22 protein-coding genes and 3 tRNA genes are annotated in these 21,791 nt (G+C 69.0%); 15 read left to right on the top strand and 10 right to left on the bottom strand.

Annotation, left to right across the window (positions count from 1 at the left end; genetic code table 11):
• Positions 1-11: 11 nt before the first annotated feature.
• On the bottom strand, positions 12-251 hold the full coding sequence (locus tag ACFQS9_RS22555) for a hypothetical protein (protein WP_378408792.1): 240 nt from the start codon (positions 249-251) through the stop codon (positions 12-14).
• Positions 252-386: 135 nt separating this feature from the next.
• Here ACFQS9_RS22555 and ACFQS9_RS22550 point away from each other — a divergent pair.
• The 5 genes from ACFQS9_RS22550 (at position 387) to ACFQS9_RS22530 (ending at position 3,949) form a co-directional block, all read left to right on the top strand.
• Positions 387-459 (top strand) — tRNA-Asn (locus ACFQS9_RS22550).
• 158 nt (positions 460-617) lie between these two features.
• A tRNA-Ile gene (locus tag ACFQS9_RS22545) sits at positions 618-691 on the top strand.
• A gap of 83 nt (positions 692-774) precedes the next feature.
• Positions 775-2,076, top strand: coding sequence for a low temperature requirement protein A (locus ACFQS9_RS22540; RefSeq protein WP_378408791.1), 1,302 nt, complete (start codon positions 775-777; stop codon positions 2,074-2,076).
• Positions 2,073-2,591 (top strand): DinB family protein, encoded by a 519-nt coding sequence (locus ACFQS9_RS22535; RefSeq protein ID WP_378408790.1) that lies wholly within the window; start codon positions 2,073-2,075, stop codon positions 2,589-2,591. Before ACFQS9_RS22540 ends, ACFQS9_RS22535 begins: the two co-directional genes overlap by 4 nt.
• Positions 2,592-2,821: 230 nt before the next feature.
• On the top strand, positions 2,822-3,949 hold the full coding sequence (locus tag ACFQS9_RS22530; protein ID WP_378408789.1) for an NDMA-dependent alcohol dehydrogenase: 1,128 nt from the start codon (positions 2,822-2,824) through the stop codon (positions 3,947-3,949).
• Positions 3,950-4,000: 51 nt separating this feature from the next.
• Here ACFQS9_RS22530 and ACFQS9_RS22525 read toward each other — a convergent pair whose 3' ends face one another.
• Complete coding sequence (locus ACFQS9_RS22525; RefSeq protein WP_378408788.1) at positions 4,001-4,861, bottom strand: alpha/beta fold hydrolase; 861 nt, start codon at positions 4,859-4,861, stop codon at positions 4,001-4,003.
• A gap of 119 nt (positions 4,862-4,980) precedes the next feature.
• Between ACFQS9_RS22525 and ACFQS9_RS22520 the strand changes: the two genes are divergently transcribed.
• The 3 genes from ACFQS9_RS22520 to ACFQS9_RS22510 all read left to right on the top strand — a co-directional run bounded on the left by ACFQS9_RS22520 (position 4,981) and on the right by ACFQS9_RS22510 (position 7,089).
• Positions 4,981-5,604 carry a TetR/AcrR family transcriptional regulator gene (locus tag ACFQS9_RS22520; RefSeq protein ID WP_378408787.1) on the top strand — a complete coding sequence of 208 codons (624 nt, stop codon included), beginning with the start codon at positions 4,981-4,983 and terminating at the stop codon, positions 5,602-5,604.
• Between the two features lie 23 nt (positions 5,605-5,627).
• Positions 5,628-6,443: a serine hydrolase domain-containing protein gene (locus ACFQS9_RS22515; RefSeq protein ID WP_378408786.1), complete on the top strand. Its 816-nt coding sequence runs from the start codon at positions 5,628-5,630 to the stop codon at positions 6,441-6,443.
• 127 nt (positions 6,444-6,570) lie between these two features.
• Positions 6,571-7,089 (top strand): DUF3145 domain-containing protein, encoded by a 519-nt coding sequence (locus ACFQS9_RS22510; protein WP_378408785.1) that lies wholly within the window; start codon positions 6,571-6,573, stop codon positions 7,087-7,089.
• A 50-nt stretch (positions 7,090-7,139) separates the two neighbouring features.
• On the opposite strand, the gene ACFQS9_RS22505 is transcribed toward ACFQS9_RS22510, so the two are convergent.
• Complete coding sequence (locus ACFQS9_RS22505) at positions 7,140-7,595, bottom strand: SRPBCC family protein (protein ID WP_378408784.1); 456 nt, start codon at positions 7,593-7,595, stop codon at positions 7,140-7,142.
• Between the two features lie 139 nt (positions 7,596-7,734).
• Here ACFQS9_RS22505 and ACFQS9_RS22500 point away from each other — a divergent pair, with 139 nt between their 5' ends.
• On the top strand, positions 7,735-8,502 hold the full coding sequence (locus ACFQS9_RS22500; RefSeq protein WP_378408783.1) for an IclR family transcriptional regulator: 768 nt from the start codon (positions 7,735-7,737) through the stop codon (positions 8,500-8,502).
• A gap of 48 nt (positions 8,503-8,550) precedes the next feature.
• Here ACFQS9_RS22500 and ACFQS9_RS22495 read toward each other — a convergent pair whose 3' ends face one another.
• Positions 8,551-8,922: a winged helix-turn-helix transcriptional regulator gene (locus ACFQS9_RS22495; protein ID WP_378408782.1), complete on the bottom strand. Its 372-nt coding sequence runs from the start codon at positions 8,920-8,922 to the stop codon at positions 8,551-8,553.
• A gap of 101 nt (positions 8,923-9,023) precedes the next feature.
• Here ACFQS9_RS22495 and ACFQS9_RS22490 point away from each other — a divergent pair, with 101 nt between their 5' ends.
• From ACFQS9_RS22490 to ACFQS9_RS22480, 3 genes are all read left to right on the top strand, one after another.
• Positions 9,024-9,674 carry an NAD(P)-dependent oxidoreductase gene (locus tag ACFQS9_RS22490; RefSeq protein WP_378408781.1) on the top strand — a complete coding sequence of 217 codons (651 nt, stop codon included), beginning with the start codon at positions 9,024-9,026 and terminating at the stop codon, positions 9,672-9,674.
• A gap of 169 nt (positions 9,675-9,843) precedes the next feature.
• Complete coding sequence (locus tag ACFQS9_RS22485; RefSeq protein ID WP_378408780.1) at positions 9,844-10,707, top strand: DUF559 domain-containing protein; 864 nt, start codon at positions 9,844-9,846, stop codon at positions 10,705-10,707.
• A gap of 296 nt (positions 10,708-11,003) precedes the next feature.
• Entirely contained in the window at positions 11,004-11,204 is a 201-nt protein-coding gene (locus tag ACFQS9_RS22480) for a cold-shock protein (RefSeq protein ID WP_378408779.1), read from the top strand.
• A gap of 81 nt (positions 11,205-11,285) precedes the next feature.
• Here ACFQS9_RS22480 and ACFQS9_RS22475 read toward each other — a convergent pair whose 3' ends face one another.
• From ACFQS9_RS22475 to aceE, 6 genes are all read right to left on the bottom strand, one after another.
• Positions 11,286-12,719 (bottom strand): acyl-CoA carboxylase subunit beta, encoded by a 1,434-nt coding sequence (locus tag ACFQS9_RS22475; protein ID WP_378408778.1) that lies wholly within the window; start codon positions 12,717-12,719, stop codon positions 11,286-11,288.
• 92 nt (positions 12,720-12,811) lie between these two features.
• Positions 12,812-14,050: a KasA/KasB family beta-ketoacyl-ACP synthase gene (locus ACFQS9_RS22470; protein WP_378408777.1), complete on the bottom strand. Its 1,239-nt coding sequence runs from the start codon at positions 14,048-14,050 to the stop codon at positions 12,812-12,814.
• A gap of 8 nt (positions 14,051-14,058) precedes the next feature.
• Positions 14,059-14,364, bottom strand: coding sequence for a meromycolate extension acyl carrier protein AcpM (gene acpM / locus ACFQS9_RS22465; RefSeq protein ID WP_378408776.1), 306 nt, complete (start codon positions 14,362-14,364; stop codon positions 14,059-14,061).
• A 118-nt stretch (positions 14,365-14,482) separates the two neighbouring features.
• Positions 14,483-15,400 (bottom strand): ACP S-malonyltransferase, encoded by a 918-nt coding sequence (locus tag ACFQS9_RS22460; RefSeq protein WP_378408775.1) that lies wholly within the window; start codon positions 15,398-15,400, stop codon positions 14,483-14,485.
• 128 nt (positions 15,401-15,528) lie between these two features.
• Positions 15,529-16,845 carry a PucR family transcriptional regulator gene (locus ACFQS9_RS22455; RefSeq protein WP_378408774.1) on the bottom strand — a complete coding sequence of 439 codons (1,317 nt, stop codon included), beginning with the start codon at positions 16,843-16,845 and terminating at the stop codon, positions 15,529-15,531.
• 111 nt (positions 16,846-16,956) lie between these two features.
• Positions 16,957-19,818, bottom strand: a complete 2,862-nt coding sequence (aceE, locus tag ACFQS9_RS22450; RefSeq protein ID WP_378408773.1) for a pyruvate dehydrogenase (acetyl-transferring), homodimeric type — start codon at positions 19,816-19,818, stop codon at positions 16,957-16,959.
• A gap of 273 nt (positions 19,819-20,091) precedes the next feature.
• Here aceE and ACFQS9_RS22445 point away from each other — a divergent pair, with 273 nt between their 5' ends.
• From ACFQS9_RS22445 to ACFQS9_RS22435, 3 genes are all read left to right on the top strand, one after another.
• The gene (locus ACFQS9_RS22445; protein ID WP_378408772.1) at positions 20,092-20,514 is read left to right on the top strand and encodes a DUF3052 domain-containing protein; all 423 of its coding nucleotides are present in this window, start codon (positions 20,092-20,094) and stop codon (positions 20,512-20,514) included.
• A 25-nt stretch (positions 20,515-20,539) separates the two neighbouring features.
• Entirely contained in the window at positions 20,540-21,004 is a 465-nt protein-coding gene (locus ACFQS9_RS22440; RefSeq protein ID WP_378408771.1) for a peroxiredoxin, read from the top strand.
• Positions 21,005-21,034: 30 nt separating this feature from the next.
• Positions 21,035-21,109 (top strand) — tRNA-Val (locus tag ACFQS9_RS22435).
• The last annotated feature ends 682 nt before the right edge of the window (positions 21,110-21,791 follow it).

Genomic DNA, 21,791 nt, shown 5'->3' with positions numbered 1-21,791 from the left:
GGCTGGCGCGCCTACCTGCGGTCGCGGGGTACGTAGATCGTGGTGTCCGCGTCGATGGCCTCGAGCGGCTCGAGGCGCGGTTGCGTGTTGAGGCTGTCGGAGAGCTTCTGCCTGCCCACGTCGATGACCTTCTTGGTGGCCGGGCTGGCCGCCACCGCCTTCGCGGCCTTGCTGATCTGTTCGTAGCGCGACCTGCCCGCCTTGGTCCCCAGCACGTACCCGACGCCGACCGCGATCAACAAGCGCATCATCCCTGCTTTCCTCCTCCGACCAGCCTGTCGACAGTCTGCCTGATGGGCCTCCGGGCAGGCGATTTGGTACCTGGGTGGGGGGATGGGTTAAAGTCTGTCCCGCAGCCAAACGGAAACGAACGGCTGACGGAATAATCCCCTGTAGCTCAATTGGCAGAGCTTCCGACTGTTAATCGGACGGTTGCTGGTTCGAGTCCAGCCGGGGGAGCATCCGGGAGGACCCCGTCACACATCGTGTGACGGGGTCCTCTTGCATTCGGCGGCGCAGACATCTGCGGACGCCGCACTCCGACACCCTCGGCGGACAATCGGGTGGGCGGGGCCGGTAGCATTTCGGCGGACCGCAGGTGTGTTCGATGCGGCAATGGGGCGGTAGCTCAGTCGGTTAGAGCCGTGGACTCATAATCCATTGGTCGCGGGTTCGAGCCCCGCCCGCCCCACTGAAGACCTCACCCCTGCGCCGCCCGGCCGGTAGGTTGGCACCGCAACGATCGTTCGCGGACCCTGGCGAGGGAGCCCGACTATGAGCGCAGTCGAACGGCCGGCGAGGACGGCCCGCCACTACGCCCACCGCGTGCAGCGGATGGTCGGTCGCGACCCGGACGAGGCGCACCGGTCCGCGACCCCGCTCGAACTGCTCTTCGACCTGACGTTCGTCGTGGCCTTCGGCGTTGCCGGGGAGGAGTTCGCGCACCTCGTCGCCGAGGGCCACCTCGGCAGTGGCCTCGCGGGGTTCGGGTTCGCGATGTTCGCGATCATCTGGGCGTGGATCAACTTCTCATGGTTCGCCTCCGCCTACGACACCGATGACTGGATCTACCGGGTCACCACGATGGTGCAGATGGTCGGGGTGGTGATCCTCGCGCTCGGTCTGCCGCAGATGTTCGCCTCCATCGATCGCGGGGTCGAACTCGACAACGCCGTCATGGTCTCGGGGTACATCGTGATGCGGGTGGCCATGGTCTTCCAGTGGCTGCGGGCGGCGAAGCACGATCCGGCGCACCGCCCGGCTGCGCTGACCTACGCCCTGACGCTCGTCATCGCCCAGGTCGGCTGGGTGGCGGTGGTCATCGCCCCGCTCACGCTCGAGCAGGTGTTCGCGGTCGCCGCGGTGCTCATGCTGCTCGAGCTCAGCGGACCGGTCATCGCCGAGCGGAACAAGGGCGGGACGCCGTGGCACGTGCACCACATCGTCGAGCGGCACGGGCTGCTCGTCATCATCACGCTGGGGGAGGGCGTGATCGGCACGGTGGCGTCGCTGTCGGCCGTGGTGGGCAGGCAGGGGTGGACGCTCGATGCGGTTCTGGTCGCGGTCGCCGGGATCGGGCTCACCTTCGGGCTGTGGTGGGTCTACTACATCCTCCCGTCGGCCGAGGTGCTCGAGGTGTACCGAAACCGTTCCTTCGTCTGGGGTTATGGCCACATCGTGATCTTCGCGGCGCTCGCGGCGGTCGGGGCCGGGCTGCACGTCGCGGCCTACTACATCGAGGATGCCGCGCACGTCGGCGCCGTGACGACGGTCCTCACCGTGGCGCTGCCCGTCGCCGTGTTCATCGGGGCCGTCTACCTGCTCTACGCCTACCTGGTGCGGGTGCCCGACCCCTTCCACCTGACGCTTCTCGCGGGGACCGTGGCCGCGTTGATCCTCGCCGTCGTCATTGCCGGGCAAGGGGTTTCGATGGCGTGCTGTCTGATCGTGGTGATGCTGGCGCCGGTGGTGACGGTCGTGGGCTACGAGTGGGTCGGGCACGCACACGAGGCGCGTGCGCTCGAGATCTGCCTCGGGCGCGCGGACCCGGGCGAGATCACTAGCCTGGGCCCATGACGATCACGCCCGACACCAAGAACTGGACCTGGGTCCTCGAGCGCCCCTGCGCCGAGTGCGGGTTCGACGCCGGCGCCGTCGAGTTCGAGGACATTCCCGACCTCGTCCGCGCGAACGCGGCGGCCTGGCCCGCGGTGCTGGCGAGGCCGGATGTGGCCGAGCGTCCGGACGAGCAGACCTGGTCTGCCCTGGAGTACGCGGCGCACGTGCGGGACGTGTTCCGGATCTTCCGCGAGCGACTGGAGCTGATGCTGGCCCAGGAGGACCCGCACTTCGCGAACTGGGATCAGGACGAGACCGCGGTCGCCGAGCGCTACGGCGAGCAGGAGCCGGCAGCCGTCGCGGCCGAGCTGGCCACCGCCGCGGCCGCCGTGGCGGACGCGTTCGCGGCGGTGCCGCTTGCGGACCGGGGGAGGCGGGGGCTGCGCAGCGACGGATCCGCGTTCACGGTGGAGTCACTCGCGCGGTATTTCGTGCACGATCCGATCCATCACCTGCGCGACGTCCGCGGCTGACGGACGCACGTCCAGCTCGTGCCTCCCGGATCGGCACCAGCGGGGGCGGGAGAGGCTCGCGTGTCGGCGGAGGAACGCCCGCTGTCCTGCACTTTTGGAACTTCGTTAGACCGTGGCACGAAATTCGGTTAGAACGTGTTCCAATTTGCCGAGTTTCGGGTTATCGTGTGCGCTGTGATCACCGTCACCTCGATCACGTTTAGCGGACGCGGACGAAAGGCCGGAACGAAATGAAGACTAAAGGCGCGATTCTCTGGGGTCTCAACGAGCCGTGGTCGGTCGAGGAGATCGAGCTCGGTGATCCCCGAGATGGCGAGGTCCAGGTCCGCATGGAGGCGGCCGGCATGTGCCACTCGGACCACCACCTCGTCACCGGCGCCACCCCGATGCCGTCGTTCCCGGTGCTCGGCGGCCACGAGGGCTCCGGTGTCGTCACCAAGGTCGGCCCGAACGTCAAGCGGCTGAAGGAGGGCGACCACGTCGTCATGTCCTTCATCCCGGCCTGTGGCCACTGTGACCCGTGTGCGCAGGGCCACCAGAACCTCTGCGACCTGGGCGGGGGCCTGCTGACCGGACAGTCCATCTCCGACGGCTCGTACCGCATCCAGGCCCGCGGTCAGAACGTCATCCCGATGGCCCTGCTCGGCACGTTCTCTCCCTACATGACCGTGCACGAGTACTCCGCGGTCAAGATCGACGAGCACATCCCGTTCGAGGTCGCCGCGCTCGTCGGCTGCGGCACGACGACGGGCTGGGGCTCGGCGACCAACGTCGCGCAGGTCCGCCCCGGTGACACGGTCGCGATCGCCGGCGTCGGCGGCGTCGGCATGGCCGCGCTGCAGGGTGCGGTGGTCTCCGGCGCGCGCCACATCATCGCCATCGACCCGGTTCCGTTCAAGCGCGAGCAGGCCCTCAAGTTCGGCGCGACGCACGCCTTCGCGAGCCTCGAGGAGGCCATCGTCCCGGTCATGGAGCTGACCTGGGGCAAGATGTGCGACAAGGTCATCCTGACCATGGGCGAGATGGACGGCGCGCTGGTGGATCCGGCGCTGACCCTGACCGCCAAGGCGGGCACCTGCGTCGTGACCTCGATGGGCAAGATGTCCGACATGGACGTGAAGATGAACCTCTTCCTCTTCGCGATGCTGCAGAAGACGCTCAAGGGCAACGTCTTCGGCGGCGCCAACCCGCGTCACGAGATCCCGCTGCTGCTAGACCTCTACAAGTCGGGCCAGCTCAACCTGCAGGACATGATCTCCAACACCTACAGCCTCGAGCAGATCAACGAGGGCTACCAGGACATGCTGGACGGCAAGAACCTGCGCGGCGTCATCAAGTACACCGACGCGGACCGCTAGCAACACCTCCACGGCGCCGGGCAGCTCAGTCGAGCTGCCCGGCGCCGCTGTCTATTGGGTCAGGCACTCGTCGATGAGCCCGGCGACCCGATCCGGCGCGTCGAGCGGGACGAACGCGCCGCAGTCGTCGAGGATCTCGAGCCGGGCGCCCGGGATGTCGGCCGCCAGCCTGCGGCCCAGGTCGAGGCCGAAGACGCGGTCGTCGGTGCCCCAGACGAGCAGCGCCCCACCCGTGTAGTGGCGTAGCTGTCGCGCGGCCGCCAGGGTGTGCGAGGCGTCGATCCCCGCGAAGAACTTGATCGTGTCCCGGCGCAGCATCGGGTCCCGCAACGATCGGGTCCAGCCGGCGATCACCTCGTCGCCGACCCCGCGATGGCTGAGCGGGCGCGGGATCGCGAACCGACGCGCCGCCCGCAGTCGCATGAGCTGCCCACCGAAGGCGAGGACGCCTGGCGCCTTGCCGAGCGCGAAGAAGGCGCGCAGCGACCGGGGCGGAAACTGCTCGTAGGCATCGCAGGCGGTGAGGATCAGCGTCCGCACCAGATCCGGATGCCGGGCGGCCAGGATCTGGCTCAGGCCGCCGCCGGTGTCGTTGCCCACCACCGCGACCCGGCGGAGCCCGAGCTGTCCGACGATCTCGGCGGCGAGGTCGGCCAGGGCCGGCGGATCCAGGTCGGCGTCGGGGTTCATCGGCCGGGTGTGCGAGCCGAGGGGGAGGGTGGGCAGCAGGCATCGGTAGCCCAGCGTGGCGGCGCGGTCGGCGACACCGTCCCAGAGGTGGCTGTCGACGAGTGCGCCGTGCACGAACAGCAGCGGGCTGCCGGTCGGGGTGCCGAGCTCGCGCAGGTGTACCGGGCCCGCGGTGGTCTCGATCCAGCGCTGGACTTCCAGGGTGGTATCGCTGTTCGTCATGGCGAGGCTCCTGTATTGAAAGTGAATTCAATAGCTAGGTCGACGGTAGTCTCTGTTGAACGTCATTTCAATAGCTGTCGGGCCCTCTGCAGTGAGCGCGACCGAGAGGAGGGGCGCCGATGCCCGAGCAACGCACGCGGCTGACCACCGAGCAGCGTCGCGCCGAGCTGATCGAGGCGACCCTGCGTGCGCTGTCCACGCGGGATCCGGAACGGCTTTCGGTGCAGGAGATCTCGGCGGAGGCCGGGGTGTCCGGGGGGCTGCTGTACCACTACTTCGGGGGTAAGGACGCGCTGGTCTTCGCGGCCATGGAGTCCGCGGCCGACAAGATGATCGCGGACCTCACCGCGGCCGCGGGGGAGGGTCCCCTGCTCGGCAGGCTGATGGCCGGGCTGGCGGCCTACCTGGACCACGTGCGGCTGCACAGCGTCGGGTGGCAGGCACTGATGCGGGCAGGCGGGAGTTCGGGCCTCGCCGAACTCGGGCGCCGGGTGGACGCGGCCTCGTTCGAGCTGATCCTCGACGTGCTGGGCATCGAGGAGCCGAGCGAGATCGCGGTCATGGCGATCGAGGGCTGCCTGGCGTTCGAGAAGGCCGCGTGCCTGCGCTGGCTGGCGAGCGCGGACATCGAGCGGGCGGTGCTCGAGCAGGTGCTGGCAGGGACGTTCCTGTCCGCACTCCAGTCCGCGGCGGCCGCGGATCCGGCTGTGGCGGCTGGGCTGGCCAGGCTGGCGGACGGCTGAGCGCGGTCTCGTAGGCTGCACGGGTGCACAGCCTCGATGCGATCGAACACTGGCCCGTCGACCACGCCGCGGTGGCGGTGATCGGTCCGGACGGCCGGATCGGCGCGGCCGGGGACCAGGACCGGGTGTTCGCGCTCGCCTCGGTGACCAAGCCGCTCGTCGCGTACGCCGCGCTGGTGGCCGTCGAGGAGGGCGCGATCGAGCTCGACCAGCCCGCTGGGCCGCCCGGCGCCACCGTGCGGCACCTGCTCGCCCACACCTCCGGGCTGGCGTTCGGCGAGCCGACGGTGCAGAACGCGCCCGGGACCAAGCGGATCTACTCCAGCGCCGGGTTCGAGGCGCTGGCCGATCTCATCGCGGCGGAGACCGACATCGCGTTCCCCGAGTACCTGCGCGAGGCGGTGTTCGTCCCGCTCGGCATGGCGGCGTCGTCGCTCGACGGCCCCGCCGGGCACGGCGCCCGCTCCACCGCGGCGGATCTGTCCCGGTTCGCCCGCGAGCTGCTGGGTCCGACGCTGATCTCGGCCGAGACGGCGCACGAGGCGACCAGCGTGCAGTTCCCCGGGCTGGACGGTCTGTTGCCCGGCTACGGGGTCCAGCGACCAAACGACTGGGGCCTCGGGTTCGAGATCAAGGCCGGCAAGGCGCCGCACTGGACCGGCGCGACGAACTCGCCCTCGACCTACGGCCATTTCGGCCAGTCCGGCACCTTTCTGTGGGTCGACCCGGCCCGTTCGATCGCCTGCCTCGCGCTGGCCGATCGAGCCTTCGGTGACTGGGCGAAGGCCGCGTGGCCCTCGCTGAGCGAGGCCGTACTCGCCGAGCTCGCGGCAGCCTGATCACATCAATCCCGTCTATCACTGGCGTAACAGGGGGCGCACAGGGCACACTGGTGTCGCGAAACGCGTGGCAGGCCCACATGAGGTCGTTGGGGAAGACGTCCCTCGTCTGAGCCGGAGGTGCCTTGTGCGCGCGTTGAATCAGTTCGCCGATGCGACGACTGGTGTGCTCTACGTGCATTCGTCGCCCGCCGCGGTGTGCCCACACGTCGAATGGGCACTCACCGCGACCCTCGAGAGTCCGGCCAACCTCAGGTGGACCTCGCAGTCGGCCGGGCCCGGGCTGCTGCGTGCGGCCAGCAACTGGGTCGGGCCGGTGGGAACGGGCGCGCGACTGGTCAAGGCCCTGCGGTCCTGGCCGATGCTGAGGTTCGAGATCACCGAGGACGCCAGCGACGGCGTCGACGGCGAGCGGTTCAGCCACGTCCCCGGGCTGGGACTGTGGCGCGGGGCGATGAGCGCGAACGGCGACGTGATCGTCGGCGAGATGCGACTGCGCGCGCTGATGCAGGCGCACGGCAGCACCGGCGAACTGGCCTCCGAACTCGACACCGCGCTCGGCACGGCCTGGGACGAGGCACTCGAGCCGTACCGCAGCGGCGGTGAGGGCGCCGAGGTCACCTGGCTACGCAGGAACGTCGGTTAGACCCGCGCCCGTCAGGATCGGTGGCACCCGGATCGGTTCGTGCCACGGCATCAGTGGTCGGCGGTCAGCAGGTCGGCGAGGTTGTCCAGGCTGGCCCGCCTCGAGCGGTCGGCGGCCTTGGTGACGATGGGGTCGGCGAGTTTGCCGAACACGCCGCCGAGACCGGTCTCGGTGTCGGTCCGATACGTGAACCGGGTGCCGCCGTCGACCTCCTCGAGTCGTGTCGTCGTGGTGAATTTGACCGTGCTCTCCAGGGATTTGGCGGCGGTCGCCTTCGGCGCGTCGACCTCGGTGAACTCCGCCACCCAGTCGATCCGTCTGCCGAGGACCCGGGTCACCCCTTGCCACCGTGTGCCCAAGCCAATCGGCCCGTCGGTGACCTGCGTGCATTCGATCATCGACGATTCCCAGGACGGCCAGTTCGCGGGGTTGGCGAGGTAGTCCCACACCTCCGACACGGGGCGGGCAATGAGGACAGACTGCTCGAGGACAGGCATGGTGATCATCCCTTTGATGGTGGATCGGCTCGAAGGTGCCTACCTCCTCAGGATTCGCCGCTCGCGATTCGGGGAGAAGACTTGGATGTCACCCAGTGATACGTTCAGGACCATCGGTTTGCTTTGCCGACACGTCGGGGCCGCGGCCATGGATGACCACACCGTTGCGGGGCGAGTGCTCGCCATCATCGACGCGACCGCCGAACTCGACGGGCGCGCGTCGCTCGCGGCACTGACCGAATCCACCGGAATCCCCAAACCCACGGTCAGGCGCGTCGCCAACGATCTGGCCGCTCGGGGTGTCCTCCAACGGGGCCCGGGCGGATACCGCCTCGGCGCGAAACTGATCGACCTCGGTTCCACCGCGGCCGTTCATCACGGCATGCGCGACGCGGCGATGCCGTACCTGCAGGAGCTGTTCGCCCGAACGGGCGAGGTGATCGTCCTCGCGCTGCTGTGCGGGGACGGCCTTGTCGAGCTGGAACGCGTCCGCGGCCACAACAGGGACGCCATGGCCCAGCGGCAACTGGTCGGCGGGCCCGTGACGGGCGCGGTCTCCAGCGCGATGGGCCGCTGCCTGCTGGCACACCGACCCGACCTCGCCGATGCGGCCCTCCACGCGCCGATTCCGCGATTGACCGCGTACACCGTCACCGATGCCCGCAGGCTCCGCGACGAGCTGAGCTCGGTCCTCGACCAGGGATTCGCGGTCGAGCACGAGCAAACCCTTCTCGGGTGGTGCTGTGTCGCCGCCCCCATCCTCGGTGGGAACGGGAAGGTCGTCGGTGGCGTGGGCATCGTCGGTCGACGGAGCGCCCGATACTCCCCGAACCGACTCGCGGGCGCGGTCGTCTCGTCCGCGACGGGCATTGCCGCGGACTGGGCGTCGCATCCGGGGCGACGAGCAGGCGACTGACGATCCGGCGAAGGCGGTCGATCCAGTGTCGTGGTCTGCGAGCCGTGGTCAGGCGTCCGCCCCGAGCCCGTATGCGGATCTGGCGTCGAGCAGCTCGTCCAGGTGCTCGCGGGACCAGGCACACGCGGCGGCCATCGGCTCGAGCAGCGAGCGGCCGAGCTGGGTGAGCTCGTACTCGACCCGGGGCGGGTTCTCGGCATAGGCGGTGCGGGTGACGAGTCCGTCGCGCTCCATCGCCCGCAATGATTCGGTGAGCACCTTCGGGGTGACCATGCTCAGGGGCACCTGGAGCTCCGAGAACCGGCGCGGGCCCTCACGCAGGCAGGTGATGATCCGCGCGGTCCACTTGTCGCCGATCCGAATCGGCGCAGGCCCGGTCGCGCAGTGCTCGAACATGTCGGGCTCCAGAGGCTTGGTCACCAGGTCAGCGTAACTATCGTTGCGGTAACCGGCACCCCGCTCGCTACCTTCGGCGCCGTCGGCCGGCGACAGCGCGCCGGCCCCGTCGAACGGAGCCAGACATGAGCAGGATCATCATCTTCGGTGCCGGAGGGCGCGCGGGCCGCCGCGCGGTCGCGGAGGCGGTCGCGCGCGGGCACAAGGTCACCGCGGTGGTGCGCGACCCGGGCAGGCATCCGGAGCTCGCGGAGACCGGCGCGGATCTCGTCGCCGGTGACGTCACCGACCCCGACAGTGTGGCGGTGCTCGGGGCCGGCCACGACGCGGCGATCAACGCGGCCGCCCGGTTGGACGTCTCGTCGTCGGAGTTCTATGTCGCGGCAGCCGAGGCGCTGCTCGACGGTCTTGGTCGGGCCCTCGTCGGTCGGCTGCTGGTCGTCGGGATCGGCACGCTGCTCGAGACCGAACCGGGTGTCCGGGTGCTCGACGCGCCGGGCTTCCCGGCGGAGGCCCGGGAGTTCTCCCTCGGTCACGCGGCCGAGCTGGAGGTGCTCCGCGGCGCCGACACGTCGGTGGACTGGCTGATGCTGGCTCCACCGCCGGTCGTCCTCGACGAGGCCGCCGAGCGGACCGGGCAGTACCGGATCGGGGGTACCTCCGTGCTCGCCGACGAGGCAGGGGCGCGGCCGTTCTCGTTCGCGGACCTCGCGGTCGCGCTCATCGGCGAGGTCGAGCGGCCGCGGCACAGCAGGGACCTGGTCGCGGTCGGCTGACGCCGTTACCGCGAGGGGGAGGTTCTCGGGGCGTTCTGCGGGACGGCCACCCGAGATCCACCCCCTCATCAGAGTGACCGTCCTGGTAGATCTGTGGATGACTGGTTCGGCCATCCACAGATCGCGCATCCCTTCCTCGAACGGGCCTCGATTCGGCGATTGTCGAGGCGTGATCGCAGTACCGATCCGTGGAACCCAGGCCGTGCTCCGGGGCATCGTGACAGAGCATCAGCTCAGGCGTGACTTCGTGCGGCTGCACCGAGACGTCTACGTCCGCAAGGGCACCCCTCCGACGGCGGTAGCCCGGGCGCACGCCGCGTGGTTGTGGTCAGGCGACAGGGGGGTGCTTGCCGGGTTCTCCGCCGCCGCCCTGCACGGCACCAGGTGGATCGATGCGAGCCTGCCTGCCGAGTTGATCCGCGTGGGGCATGTGCGGGCGCCCAAGGGAATCGTCGTCAGGAAGGCACGGTTGCTCGAGGGTGAGACCTGTCGGATCGACGGCGCGGCCGTCACGACCCCGGCGCGAACGGCGTTCGACCTCGGGCGTGCGCTAGGGGTCGATCGCGCGGTCGAGGTACTCGACGCGCTCTGCAACGCGACCGGTCTCGACCCTGCCGAGGTATCTGCGATCGCGGAGCGACACCGCGGCGCGCGCGGCCTGGTCCAGCTGCGCCGGGTGCTCGAACTGGTCGACGGCGGTGCGGAATCCCCGCCCGAGACCCGAACCCGGCTGTTGCTCGTCCGGGACAAACTGCCGCGCCCCGAGACGCAGATCCGGGTCCGCGACGATTCGGGGCGCATCATCGCGAGATCGGACCTCGGGTGGGACCGTTGGCGGGTCCTGGTCGAGTACGACGGGGACCACCACTGGCTGGATGAGGGCCAGCGTTCACGCGACATCGACCGGGCCGCCGTCCTCGAGGCGCTGGGCTGGGCGGTGGTTCGCGTCAGCGCAGAGCTGCTCCGTGATCGGCCCGACGTTGTGCTGGCGCGGATACGCGCCAAGCTGCGCCTGGCCGGGGCGCCGGTGTGAGCCAGCGGTCGGCTGACGCTGATACCGCGAGGGGGAGGTTCGCGGGGCTTTCTGCGGGACCGACGCCCGAGAACCACCCCCTCGGCGAGGAACGGCCACGCGGGAATGGATCCGCCGCCGGTGGCGTTGAACCAGGCGGTCGTAGTTTTGTGTGTTTGTGTTTACCGCACGCCCGCAAGAACTCAAGTTGCGTGCGCTCTGTTTGCCTTCAGGAATCTGGAGACGCCGAGTCTCGAACCGGCCCGGGGCACCACACCGTGTGGGTCCCGTCATCCCAGCCCCTGTGAGGAGCAAATATGAGTCAGGGAACAGTCAAGTGGTTCAACGCGGAGAAGGGCTTCGGCTTCATCTCCCGCACCGACGGACCGGACCTCTTCGTGCACTTCTCCGAGATCCAGGGTTCCGGTTTCCGGAGCCTGGAGGAGAACCAGCAGGTCGAGTTCGAGGTGACCGAGGGGCCCAAGGGCCCGCAGGCCACCGGGGTTCACGTGCTCTGAGCCTCCCGCTGAGCGAGAAGGGCCCCCGACCTCAGGTCGGGGGCACTTCTCGTCTCTTGCGGCGGTGCCGGATCGGTGCGATCAGAGCGGGATGTTCTTGTGCTGCCCGCGGTTCGCCGGGGCGGCCGCCAGCGCCGCGGTGACCCTGCTTCGGGTCTTGGCCGGGTCGATCAGTTCGTCGACGACGCCGATCGACATGGCGCGGCCGACGCCGCCCGCGATGGCCTCGTGCTCGGCGGCGAGGCGGTCGTGCAGCGCCTCACGCTCCTCCTCCGGGGCGGCCGCAAGGGCCCGCTTGTGCAGGATGCCGACGGCCGCCTTGGCGCCCATCACCGCGACCTCGGCGTCGGGCCACGCGTAGACCGCGGTGGCTCCGAGGGCGCGCGAGTTCATCGCGATGTACGCCCCGCCGTAGATCTTCCTGGTCACCACGGTGACGCGGGGGACGGTGGCCTCGGCGAACGCGTGCAGCAGCTTGGCGCCGCGACGAACGACGCCCTCCCACTCCATGCTCACCCCGGGCAGGTAGCCCGGGACGTCGACGATCACGACCAGCGGGATGCCGAATGCGTTGCAGAGCCGGACGAAGCGCGCGGCCTTCTCGGCGCTCTCCGAGTTGAGGCAGCCGCCGAGGCGCAGCGGATTGTTGGCGATCACGCCGACGGTCCGGCCGCCCAGGCGACCGAGGCCGGTGACGATGTTGCGGGCGTAGTTGCCCTGCAGCTCCTCGAGGGTGGACTCGCCCTCGACGTTGTCGAGCAGCTCGTGCACGATCGGGCGCACGTCGTAGGCGCGCTTGGCCGACTCGGGCATCAGCGCGCGCAGGTCGGTGTCGCCGTGTTCGGCGGCGGCCTGGTCGAAGGTGCCCTGGTCGCAGAACATCGACACCAGGCGACGGGCGCGGCCCAGGGCGTCCTGCTCGTCGGTGGCCGCGATGTGCGCGACTCCCGACTTCTTGGTGTGGGTGTCCGGGCCGCCGAGGGACTCCATGTCGACCTGCTCGCCGGTGACCGAGCGGACCACGTCGGGGCCGGTCACGAAGACCCGGCCCTCGGGCGCCATGATCACGACGTCGGTGAGCGCGGGGCCGTACGCGGCGCCGCCCGCGGCAAAGCCGAGGACCACGGAGATCTGGGGGACCAGGCCGGACGCGCGCACCATCGCCTCGAACACGAGGCCGACGGCGTGCAGGGCCTCGACGCCCTCGGCGAGTCGCGCCCCGCCGGAATGCCACACGCCGACGATCGGGGACTTCTCCTCGATCGCGGTGTTGATCGCGTTCACGATGTGTTTGCAGCCCTCGACGCCCATCGCGCCGCCCATGACGGTCGCGTCGGAGCAGTAGGCGATCGTGCGAACTCCGTCGATCTCGCCGGCAGCGGCGAGCACACCGGACTTGTCACGATCGTGCAGCGGGACGGTGGTCCCGGCGTCGAAGAGGTTCTCGAGTCGCGCCATCGGGTCGCGGGGATCGAGCTGGGCATCGGATCGGGTGATCGGGGCCAAGATGGTCATCGCTGGTCCTCCTTGTGCTGGCCGCCTGCGGGCGGTAGTCGGGGTGGGGGCCCCGGGGTGCGAGGCCCCCACCGTCGAGCTAGTCCGACCGGTCAGGCTCGGCCGAAGGCGAGCGCGACATTGTGCCCACCGAATCCAAATGAATTGTTGAGCGCGAAATCGATCTGGCCGTAACGGGGCTCGCCCTTCACGACGTCGAGATCGATCTCTGGATCCTGGTTGTCGAGATTGAGCGTGGGCGGAATGACTCCGTCACGCACAGCCAGGACCGTGAGCACGGCCTCGAGCGCACCGACGGCGCCGATGGAGTGCCCGAGTGCAGACTTCGGTGCGTACACCGCAGCGTGGTCACCGACCGCTGCCTTGATGGCCAGGGCCTCGGCCGTGTCCCCGATCGGCGTCGCCGTGGCGTGCGCGTTCACGTGCGTGATGTCGGACTTGGCCAGACCCGCGGTCTGGATCGCCCGTGCCATCGCGCGGGCCGCTCCGGTGCCCTCGGGGTGCGGCGCCACGATGTGGTAGCCGTCCGAGGTGATGCCCGCACCCATCAGGCGGGCGTGGATGGTGGCCCCACGTGCCTTGGCGTGCTCCTCGGTCTCGAGGACCATCATCGCCCCGGCCTCGCCGAAGACGAATCCGTCGCGGTCCTTGTCGAAGGGACGCGAGGCAGCCTTCGGATCGTCGTTGCGCGAACTCAATGCCCGCATCATCGCGAAGCTCGCGATCGGCACGGGATCGATCTGGCCTTCGACGCCACCGGTGACGACGATGTCGGCGTCACCCATGATGAGCATCCGGTACGCGTGGGCGATCGCTTCCGATCCCGACGAGCACGCCGAGACGGGAGTGATCACCCCGGCGCGGGCGCCGAGCTCGAGCCCGACGACCGCGGCGGGACCGTTCGGCATCACCATCTGCACGGAGAACGGCGACACCTTGCGGTATCCCTGGGTCTTGATCTTGTCGACGGCGTCGATCAATGCCTCGCCGCCCCCGAGTCCGGTACCGAGGACCACGGCGAGCCGGTCCTTGTCCACCTCGGGGCTGCCCGCGTTCTGCCACACCTGGCGTCCGAGCACGAGAGCGAGTCGCTCCACGAAGCTCATCCGCCGGATCTCGACGCGGGAGAGTGCATCGTCGGGGTTCACCTTCAGGTGCCCGCCGATGCGGACGGGAAGGTCGTACTCCGCGATGAACGGATCTTCGAGGACGTCGATCCCGCTCTCGCCTGCGAGCAGGCCCTTCCACGTGGCATCCACGTCACCAGCGATCGACGTCGAGGCCGCGAGGCTGGTGACGACGACGTTGGGGAAGTTCCTGGTGGAGGTCACGGGCCTGCTCACTCCTCGTTCGCGGCGTCGAGCTTCGCCTTGACGGCGTCAGCGGCTTCGCCACCCTCGGCCTCGAGCTTCTGGATGTAGCTGACGGCGTCGCCGACGGTGCGCAGGCTGGCGAGATCCTCGTCCGGGATCTTCACGCCGTACTTGTCCTCGGTCTGCACGGCGATCTCGACCATGGACAGCGAGTCGATGTCGAGGTCGTCGACGAAGGACTTCTCGATGGTCACCTCGGACGGCTCGATGCCGGTGACCTCCTCGATGATCTCCGCGAGTCCGGCAATGATGTCTTCCTGGGTGGTGGCCACTGGGTGGCTCCCTTCTTGTTTGGTGTTACTTGGGTCTCGTATCGACCGGTCGGCAGACCGGTCGGTGTGGTGTGTGGTCCTGCTGCGGGGCGCTAGGGCCGCAGGATTGCGGCGGGCCTCATCCGAGCCCTGCGAGCTCGGACAGTGCCGGGATGTCGCCCGGCGTCTTGAGCGCCAGCGTGGGGGTGCCACGCATCTCCCGCTTGGCGATACCCACGAGGGTGCCGGCCGGGGGGAGTTCGGCGATCGCCGTGACCTCAGCCGTACGCAGCGTCTCGGTGCACAGGTCCCAGCGCACGGGCCTGGTCACCTGGGCGGCCAGCTTGGCCAGCGCATCGGCGCCGGAGGTGACCGGCTGACCGTCGGCATTGGACAGTAGCGTGCGCGTCGGCTCCGCGGGGCTGATCCGCGAAGCGGCTTCGGTGACCGCCTCCTGGGCGGGCGCCATGAACGCGGTGTGGAACGCGCCCGCGACCGGCAGCGCCCGGACCCGGGCCTTCTCCGGCGGCGCGGCCGCGAGTTCGTCGAGGGCGCTGAGCAGGCCCGCAGCCACGATCTGTCCGGCCGCGTTCCGGTTCGCGGCTTCGAGGCCGAGCTCGGCGAGGCGGGCGAGGACGACCTCCTCGTCGCCGCCGAGCACCGCCGACATCCCGGTCGGCTCCAGCGCGCAGGCCTTGGCCATCTCGGCGCCGCGGATCGCGGCGAGCGCGACGGCGTCGTCCGAGGAGATCACGCCGGCGATGGCGGCCGCGGCCAGCTCGCCGACCGAGTGGCCCGCCGCGATCACGTCCGCGGGCACGAGTCCGCGCCGCTCGAGTTCCTCGAAGGCGAGCAGTGCGGCCGCGACCACGAGCGGCTGGGTGACCGAGGTGTCGGTGATCTCGTCGGCCGTGGCGGTGGTGCCGAGGCGTTCGAGGTCGAGGCCTGAGGCCTTCGACCAGATCGAGATGCGGTCTGCACTGCCCGGCAGCTCCAGCCATGGGCTGAGCATGCCGGGGGTTTGAGAGCCCTGACCCGGGGCGAGCAACGAAATCACAAGACTAAGGGAACACTGTCCGGCGGTACGTGGGTGATGTTTTTGACCATCAACCTTGGACAAGTGTTTTGTAGGGTTCCCACAAAATCGCACGTGGGGAAGTCGCATCGGAAGTGGTCGGCGGAACGTTACAAGTCGATTGCACGGTTTGTGAAGAATGAGACTGGAGTGACTGGATGGGTTGTTTCGTGACCAGCTTGAGCCAAACGACCCACTGTTGACGCGACTCTCAGGACGTACGCATCACGGGGGTTCGTGGGGTCGCGTCCAGTGATCTCGCTGATCCGTTTGAGTCGATACCGGACAGTGTTGGGGTGGACGAACAGTTTGCGGGCACAGGTCTCCACGGCGGCCCCGCAGTCGAGGTAGGTCTCGAGGGTGTCGGTCAGTGCGGACCCCGCCGTCGCCAGCGGTCGCACGAGCACATCGATGAGCGAATCGAGCGCCGCCCGGTCCCCGAGCAGGGCTCGCTCGGGGAGTAGCTCGCCGGCGTGGACCGGCCGCGGGGCGCCGCGCCACCCGGCCACCGCCTCCATGCCTGCGAGCGCCTCCACCGCGCTGATGTGGGCGGCGCTGAGGGTGCGGGTGGTCGGCCCGATCACCACGGGGCCGTCGGAGAAGTTGGTGAGCAGGTCCACCATGAACTGGTCGCCGTTCGGGTCCTGCATGTTCCCGCTGACGACCATCACGAGTCGCGATCCCTGCACGACCGCGAGCGCGGCGCGTTCGTGTTTCTGGGCGATCGTGTGGACGGTGCTGACCACCGACACACCCTGATCCGGCGGCGGCGTGCCGACGAGGACGGTCGCGGGAGCGGTCGCGTCCCAGTTGAGTGTCGCTGCGCGGGAGAGCATGTCGGAGCCGGTGTCGCCCCGGACGACGGCGTCGACGACCAGCGCCTCCAGTCGGGTGTCCCAGGCGCCACGGGACTCGGCGGCGCTCGCATACACGGACGCGGCGGCGAACCCGAGCTCGCGACCGTAGCGCAGGACCGCCTCGGTCAGGGCGACGAGCTGCTGGTCGTTGCGGGCCAGTGCGGGCAGCCACTGCTCGAAGAACTCCATCGCCACCCGCACCATGTCGACGGTCTGACGCAGCGTCAGTCTGCGGGCCAGGTCCTGCGGGATGACCTGGAAGGCCTCCATGCTGAAGCGGATGTCGCTCTCGGGGTCCTTGAGCCATTCGAGGAAGTTGACCACTGCGGTCTGGACGAGCAGCTGCACGCTCGCCCGCTGAGCGGCGTCGAGGTCGCCGACGAATGGAAGCTGGTCCTGCATCGAGGTGATCGCCTCGGTGGAGAGCCGGCCGGAGAACTGCTTGACCCGCCCGAGCAGTGCGTCGGGCAGGGGGTCGCGGGGTTGCCGTTGCCGGCCGAAAGCCGGCACGGCCGCCGCCTGTGTCCCGTCGTCGGCGGGGCCGTCCGCCGGGGGTTCCTGCTCGCCCATAGTCCCGAAACTTACGCCCCATGAGACCTCAGGCGCCCGGGGGCACGATTTCCGTGTTCCCCGGGCGCCTGATTTGTGAGGTGTCTATAAGCGTCCGTGCACAGATAACTGTCAGGCGCTGCCCGGATCCTTCAGTGACTTCGGGGCCGCCAGGACGTCATCGATCCGGTACTGGCGGGCGGCCGCGGCCGGGGTGTTGTGCTCGATCTTGCCCTCCTTGGCGAGTCCGGCCAGCACCGCCACCGCGATCGATTCGGCGTCCACGTTGAAGTAGCGCCGCGCCGCGGTCCGGGTGTCGGAGAAACCGAACCCGTCGGTGCCGAGGGTGGTGTACGCGCCGGGCACCCACTGCCGGATCTGGTCCGGGACCGCGCGCATCCAGTCCGAGGCCGCCACGAACGGCCCCTCGGCGCCGGCCAGGGCGGTGGCCACATACGGCACCGCCGCGGCGTCCTGGGGATTGCGCAGCGCCTGCCGCTCGCACTCGACGCCGTCGCGGCGCAGCTCGCCCCACGAGGTCACCGACCACACGTCCGCGGCGACACCCCAGTCCTCGGCGAGCAGCTCCTGGGCGCGCAGGCCCTCGGGCATCGCGACGCCGGAGACCAGGATCTGCGCGCGCGGAGCGGAGCCCGCGGAGCGACCCCCGGCACTGTCCGGTACCTCGGACTTGCTGTAGAGGTAGAGGCCCTTGAGCAGGCCCTCGACATCGAGGTTCTCCGGCTCGGCCGGCTGCACGTACGGCTCGTTGTAGATGGTGAGGTAGTAGAAGACGTTCTCGCCGCCGAAACCGTCCTCACCGGGCGTGCCGCCGTACATCCGGCGCAGCCCGTCCTTGACGATGTGCGCGATCTCGTACGAGAACGCGGGGTCGTAGGTCACCGCGGCCGGGTTCGTCGACGCCAGCAGCAGCGAGTGCCCATCGGCGTGCTGGAGGCCCTCGCCGGTGAGCGTGGTGCGCCCGGCCGTCGCGCCGAGCACGAAGCCGCGGGCCATCTGGTCGGCGGCCGCCCACAGCCCGTCACCGGTCCGCTGGAAGCCGAACATCGAGTAGAAGATGTACAGCGGGATCATCGGCTCGCCGTGGGTGGCGTACGAGGTGCCGACCGCGGTGAACGAGGCGGTCGAGCCGGCCTCGTTGATGCCCTCGTGCAGGATCTGGCCGACGGAGCTCTCCTTGTAGGCGAGCATCAGGTCGGCGTCGACCGAGGTGTAGAGCTGACCGTTGCGGTTGTAGATCTTCAGCGAGGGGAACCACGAGTCCATGCCGAACGTGCGGGCCTCGTCGGGGATGATCGGCACGATCCGCTTGCCGATCTCCTTGTCCCGGAGCAGCTCCTTGAGCACCCGCACCAGCGCCATGGTGGTGGCGATCTCCTGCTTGCCCGACCCCTTGCGCAGCGAGTCGTAGGCCTTGTCCTCGGGCAGCGCCAACGGCGCGACGTCGGTGCGCCGCGACGGCAGGAACCCGCCGAGCTGCCTGCGCCGCTCGAGCATGTACTGGATCTCGGGGGCATCCGCGCCGGGGTGGTAGTACGGCGGCAGGTACGGGTCCTTCTCGAGTTCGGCGTCGGAGATCGGGATCCGCTGCAGGTCGCGGAACGCCTTGAGGTCGTCGAGGGTCAGCTTCTTCATCTGGTGGGTCGCGTTGCGGCCCTCGAAGTGCTTGCCCAGGGTGTAGCCCTTGATGGTGTGCGCGAGGATGACGGTCGGCTGGCCCTTGTGCGCCAGCGCGGCCGCGTACGCGGCGTGGATCTTGCGGTAGTCGTGCCCGCCACGCTTGAGGTTCCAGATCTCCTGGTCCGACAGGTCCTTGACCAGTTCCTTGGTGCGGGGGTCGCGGCCGAAGAAGTGCTCGCGCACGTACCCGCCGTCGTTGGCCTTGTAGGTCTGGTAATCGCCGTCCGGGGTGGAGTTCATCAGGTTGACCAGCGCGCCGTCCTTGTCAGCGTGCAGCAGCGCGTCCCACTCGCGGCCCCAGACGACCTTGATGACGTTCCAGCCGGCGCCGCGGAAGAACGACTCCAGCTCCTGGATGATCTTGCCGTTTCCGCGGACCGGGCCGTCGAGGCGCTGCAGGTTGCAGTTGACGACGAACGTGAGGTTGTCGAGCCCCTCGGTGGCCGCCACGTGCGCCAGGCCCCTCGACTCGGGCTCGTCCATCTCGCCGTCGCCGAGGAAGGCCCAGACGTGCTGGTCGGAGGTGTCCTTGATGCCGCGATCGTGCAGGTAGTGGTTGAACCGGGCCTGGTAGATGGCGTTCATCGGGCCGAGGCCCATCGACACCGTGGGGAACTCCCAGAAGTCGGGCAGCAGCCGCGGGTGCGGATACGACGGCAGGCCGCCGCCCGCGTCCGCATGGCTGTGCTCCTGGCGGAAGCCGTCCATCTGCTCGGCGGGGATGCGGCCCTCGAGGAAGGCGCGGGCGTAGATGCCGGGGGAGGCGTGGCCCTGGATGAAGATCTGGTCGCCGCCGCCCGGGTGGTCCTTGCCGCGGAAGAAGTGGTTGAACCCGACCTCGTAGAGGGCGGCGGAGGACGCATAGGTGGAGATGTGGCCGCCGACGCCGACGCCGGGGCGCTGCGCACGGTGCACCATGACCGCGGCGTTCCAGCGGATCCAGGCGCGGTAGCGGCGCTCGACCTCCTCGTCGCCGGGGAACCACGGCTCGTTCTCGGTCGGGATGGTGTTCACGTAGTCGGTCGAGGTCAGTGCGGGGATGGACACGTGGTTCTCGCCCGCGCGCTCGAGCAGTCGCAGCATCAGGTAGCGGGCGCGGGCCGGGCCCGAGTTCTGCAACAGGCCGTCGAAGCTGTCGAGCCACTCAGTGGTCTCGTCGGGATCGATGTCGGGGAGGTAGGAGGCCACCCCCTCACGAATCACGCGAACGCGGCCATCGCCGCTGGGTGCGGGCTGCTGCGGTGGCGAGAACTGGTCCAGGGTGGGCTCGGACAACGTATGACTCTCCTTCATCGGGGAGGACGCTCGGTGCGGCGCCCAATCCATGCGGATCGCCTGTGTGACGGCGGTCCGCGTTACGCGTGATGGTGATCTGGCTCAATCCTGCCGTATCGCCCAGCGAGGGGCGACGGCGAGTCACAATCTGGTACGTCAGAAAATCTTTGTGCGTGTTTTCGGTGGCGTCGGCTTGCGCGAGAGGCGTTCACCCTGTTCGCTTTCACTACTGATCCACACGGACCGGGTGCTGGAGGTTTTCGGCCCCGACAACAAAAGGAGGACACCACCGTGGTCGCCGCGGCGGACGCCCAGAACTATGCCCAGAAACTCGGCATCACCAATGACATGGTTGTTCAGGAACTGGGTTGGGACGAGGACACCGACGATGCCCTGCGTGCATCGGTGGAGGAGACCATCGGTGGGGAGCTCCTCGACGAGGATTCAGATGAGGTGATCGACGTCGTGCTGCTGTGGTGGCGGGACGGCGACGGAGACCTCGTCGACGCACTCATGGACGCGATCGGCCCGCTGGCCGACGAGGGTTTCGTGTGGGTGCTCAGCCCCAAGACCGGACAGCCTGGCCATGTCGAACCCAGTGAGATCGCCGAGTCGGCGCCGACGGCGGGTCTGACGCAGACCTCGGCGGCGAACCTCGGCTCCTGGAGTGGCAGCCGGCTCGTACAGCCGAAGGCCCGCCCGGCCAAGCGCTGATCGCACTACTTCCGAAGGAACTCCCATGCCTCTCGACGTCGGTGCGATCGCTCCCGATTTCACCCTCAAGGACCAGAACAATCAGGAAGTCTCGCTCTCGGACTATCGGGGCAAGAAGAACGTCCTGATCGTGTTCTATCCGCTCGCCTTCACCGGCACCTGTCAGGGTGAGCTCTGCAAGGTCCGGGACGGGCTGCCGAAATTCGAGAACGACGACGCCGCGGTGCTCGCGGTCTCGGTCGGGCCGCCGCCGACGCACAAGATCTGGGCGTCGGAGCAGGGGTACACCTTTCCCTTGCTGTCGGACTTCTGGCCGCACGGCGCGGTGGCCCAGGCCTACGACGTGTTCAACGCCAAGGCCGGGTTCGCGAACCGCGGGACCTTCGTCGTGGACAAGGAGGGCTACATCCGGTTCGCCGAGATGAACGGCCCCGGAGAGGCCCGTGACCAGGCGGCTTGGGAGAAAGCGCTCGCCGCGCTAGATTCCTGAGTGCGATTCGGCGGGCGACCGTCGGATTTCGGGCGTGTAGCTCAGTGGTAGAGCTCTGGTTTTACACACCAGCGGTCGGGGGTTCGAAACCCTCCGCGCCCACCAGTATTGGGGCAGGTCAGCGGCTTTCGGTTGTAGCCGAGACTGTCCCGTTGGCCGCCGGTGTCCCAAGAGTGTCCCAACGGGCCGGAGGGTCACCGCCATCTGGCCGCCTCGGCGGGCTCCCGAACGGCGTCGCGCCCGCGGATTTGAGCGATTCGTCGTACACGTGCCCGTAAACCCGCAGCGTCTTCGCCGGGTCGTGGCCGAGCCACTTCGCGGTGGCCGAGACCGAGTTTCCGGCGTCGAGCAAGATGCTCGCCGCGGTGTGCCGGGCGTCGGCAGTCGGATCACTGGGACGCCCGCGGCTTTGGCCTGCCGCTTGAACTCGTCGCCGTACCACTCGTGCCGGATCGGTGACCCGTCCTCGTGGATGGCCACCAGCCCGGTGTCCGGGTATGAGGAGCCGAGCGCGAGACGCTCGGCGGCCTGCGCGGCCTTGAACGCACGTAGGGCCGCGATCGCGTTGTTCTCGTCCGGCCCCTCCCGAAAGAACGGATAGAGATCCTGTAGGGGCGGTGGAGATCTCGGCCCGCTCCCCATCCGAAAAACCTCGCACAGGCCCACGATGTCGGGCGACAACCCCCGAATACGCACGCAGATTTCCGAGACGACGCCCTCACGATCGGTGCCGAGATACGGTGCCGGGAAAACGAGCAGCGCCATGTTGTGGGTCAGGACCGCGATC

It is taken from the genome of Rhodococcus daqingensis (genome assembly GCF_042665615.1).
In the GTDB taxonomy this organism is placed as follows: Bacteria; Actinomycetota; Actinomycetes; order Mycobacteriales; family Mycobacteriaceae; genus Rhodococcus_G; species Rhodococcus_G daqingensis.
The sequence above is the reverse complement of the archived record's forward strand: the minus strand, read 5'-3'. Positions and strand labels throughout refer to the sequence as shown.

Coding starts and splice junctions, on each gene's coding strand:
- ACFQS9_RS22540 (WP_378408791.1), top strand. CDS start 775: ATGAGCGCAGTCGAACGGCCGGCGAGGACGGCCCGCCACTACGCCCAC.
- ACFQS9_RS22505 (WP_378408784.1), bottom strand. CDS start 7,595: ATGATCACCATGCCTGTCCTCGAGCAGTCTGTCCTCATTGCCCGCCCC.
- ACFQS9_RS22490 (WP_378408781.1), top strand. CDS start 9,024: ATGAGCAGGATCATCATCTTCGGTGCCGGAGGGCGCGCGGGCCGCCGC.
- ACFQS9_RS22455 (WP_378408774.1), bottom strand. CDS start 16,845: ATGGGCGAGCAGGAACCCCCGGCGGACGGCCCCGCCGACGACGGGACA.
- ACFQS9_RS22480 (WP_378408779.1), top strand. CDS start 11,004: ATGAGTCAGGGAACAGTCAAGTGGTTCAACGCGGAGAAGGGCTTCGGC.
- ACFQS9_RS22555 (WP_378408792.1), bottom strand. CDS start 251: ATGATGCGCTTGTTGATCGCGGTCGGCGTCGGGTACGTGCTGGGGACC.
- ACFQS9_RS22520 (WP_378408787.1), top strand. CDS start 4,981: ATGCCCGAGCAACGCACGCGGCTGACCACCGAGCAGCGTCGCGCCGAG.
- ACFQS9_RS22535 (WP_378408790.1), top strand. CDS start 2,073: ATGACGATCACGCCCGACACCAAGAACTGGACCTGGGTCCTCGAGCGC.
- ACFQS9_RS22525 (WP_378408788.1), bottom strand. CDS start 4,861: ATGACGAACAGCGATACCACCCTGGAAGTCCAGCGCTGGATCGAGACC.
- ACFQS9_RS22440 (WP_378408771.1), top strand. CDS start 20,540: ATGCCTCTCGACGTCGGTGCGATCGCTCCCGATTTCACCCTCAAGGAC.
- ACFQS9_RS22475 (WP_378408778.1), bottom strand. CDS start 12,719: ATGACCATCTTGGCCCCGATCACCCGATCCGATGCCCAGCTCGATCCC.
- ACFQS9_RS22530 (WP_378408789.1), top strand. CDS start 2,822: ATGAAGACTAAAGGCGCGATTCTCTGGGGTCTCAACGAGCCGTGGTCG.
- aceE (WP_378408773.1), bottom strand. CDS start 19,818: ATGAAGGAGAGTCATACGTTGTCCGAGCCCACCCTGGACCAGTTCTCG.
- ACFQS9_RS22500 (WP_378408783.1), top strand. CDS start 7,735: ATGGATGACCACACCGTTGCGGGGCGAGTGCTCGCCATCATCGACGCG.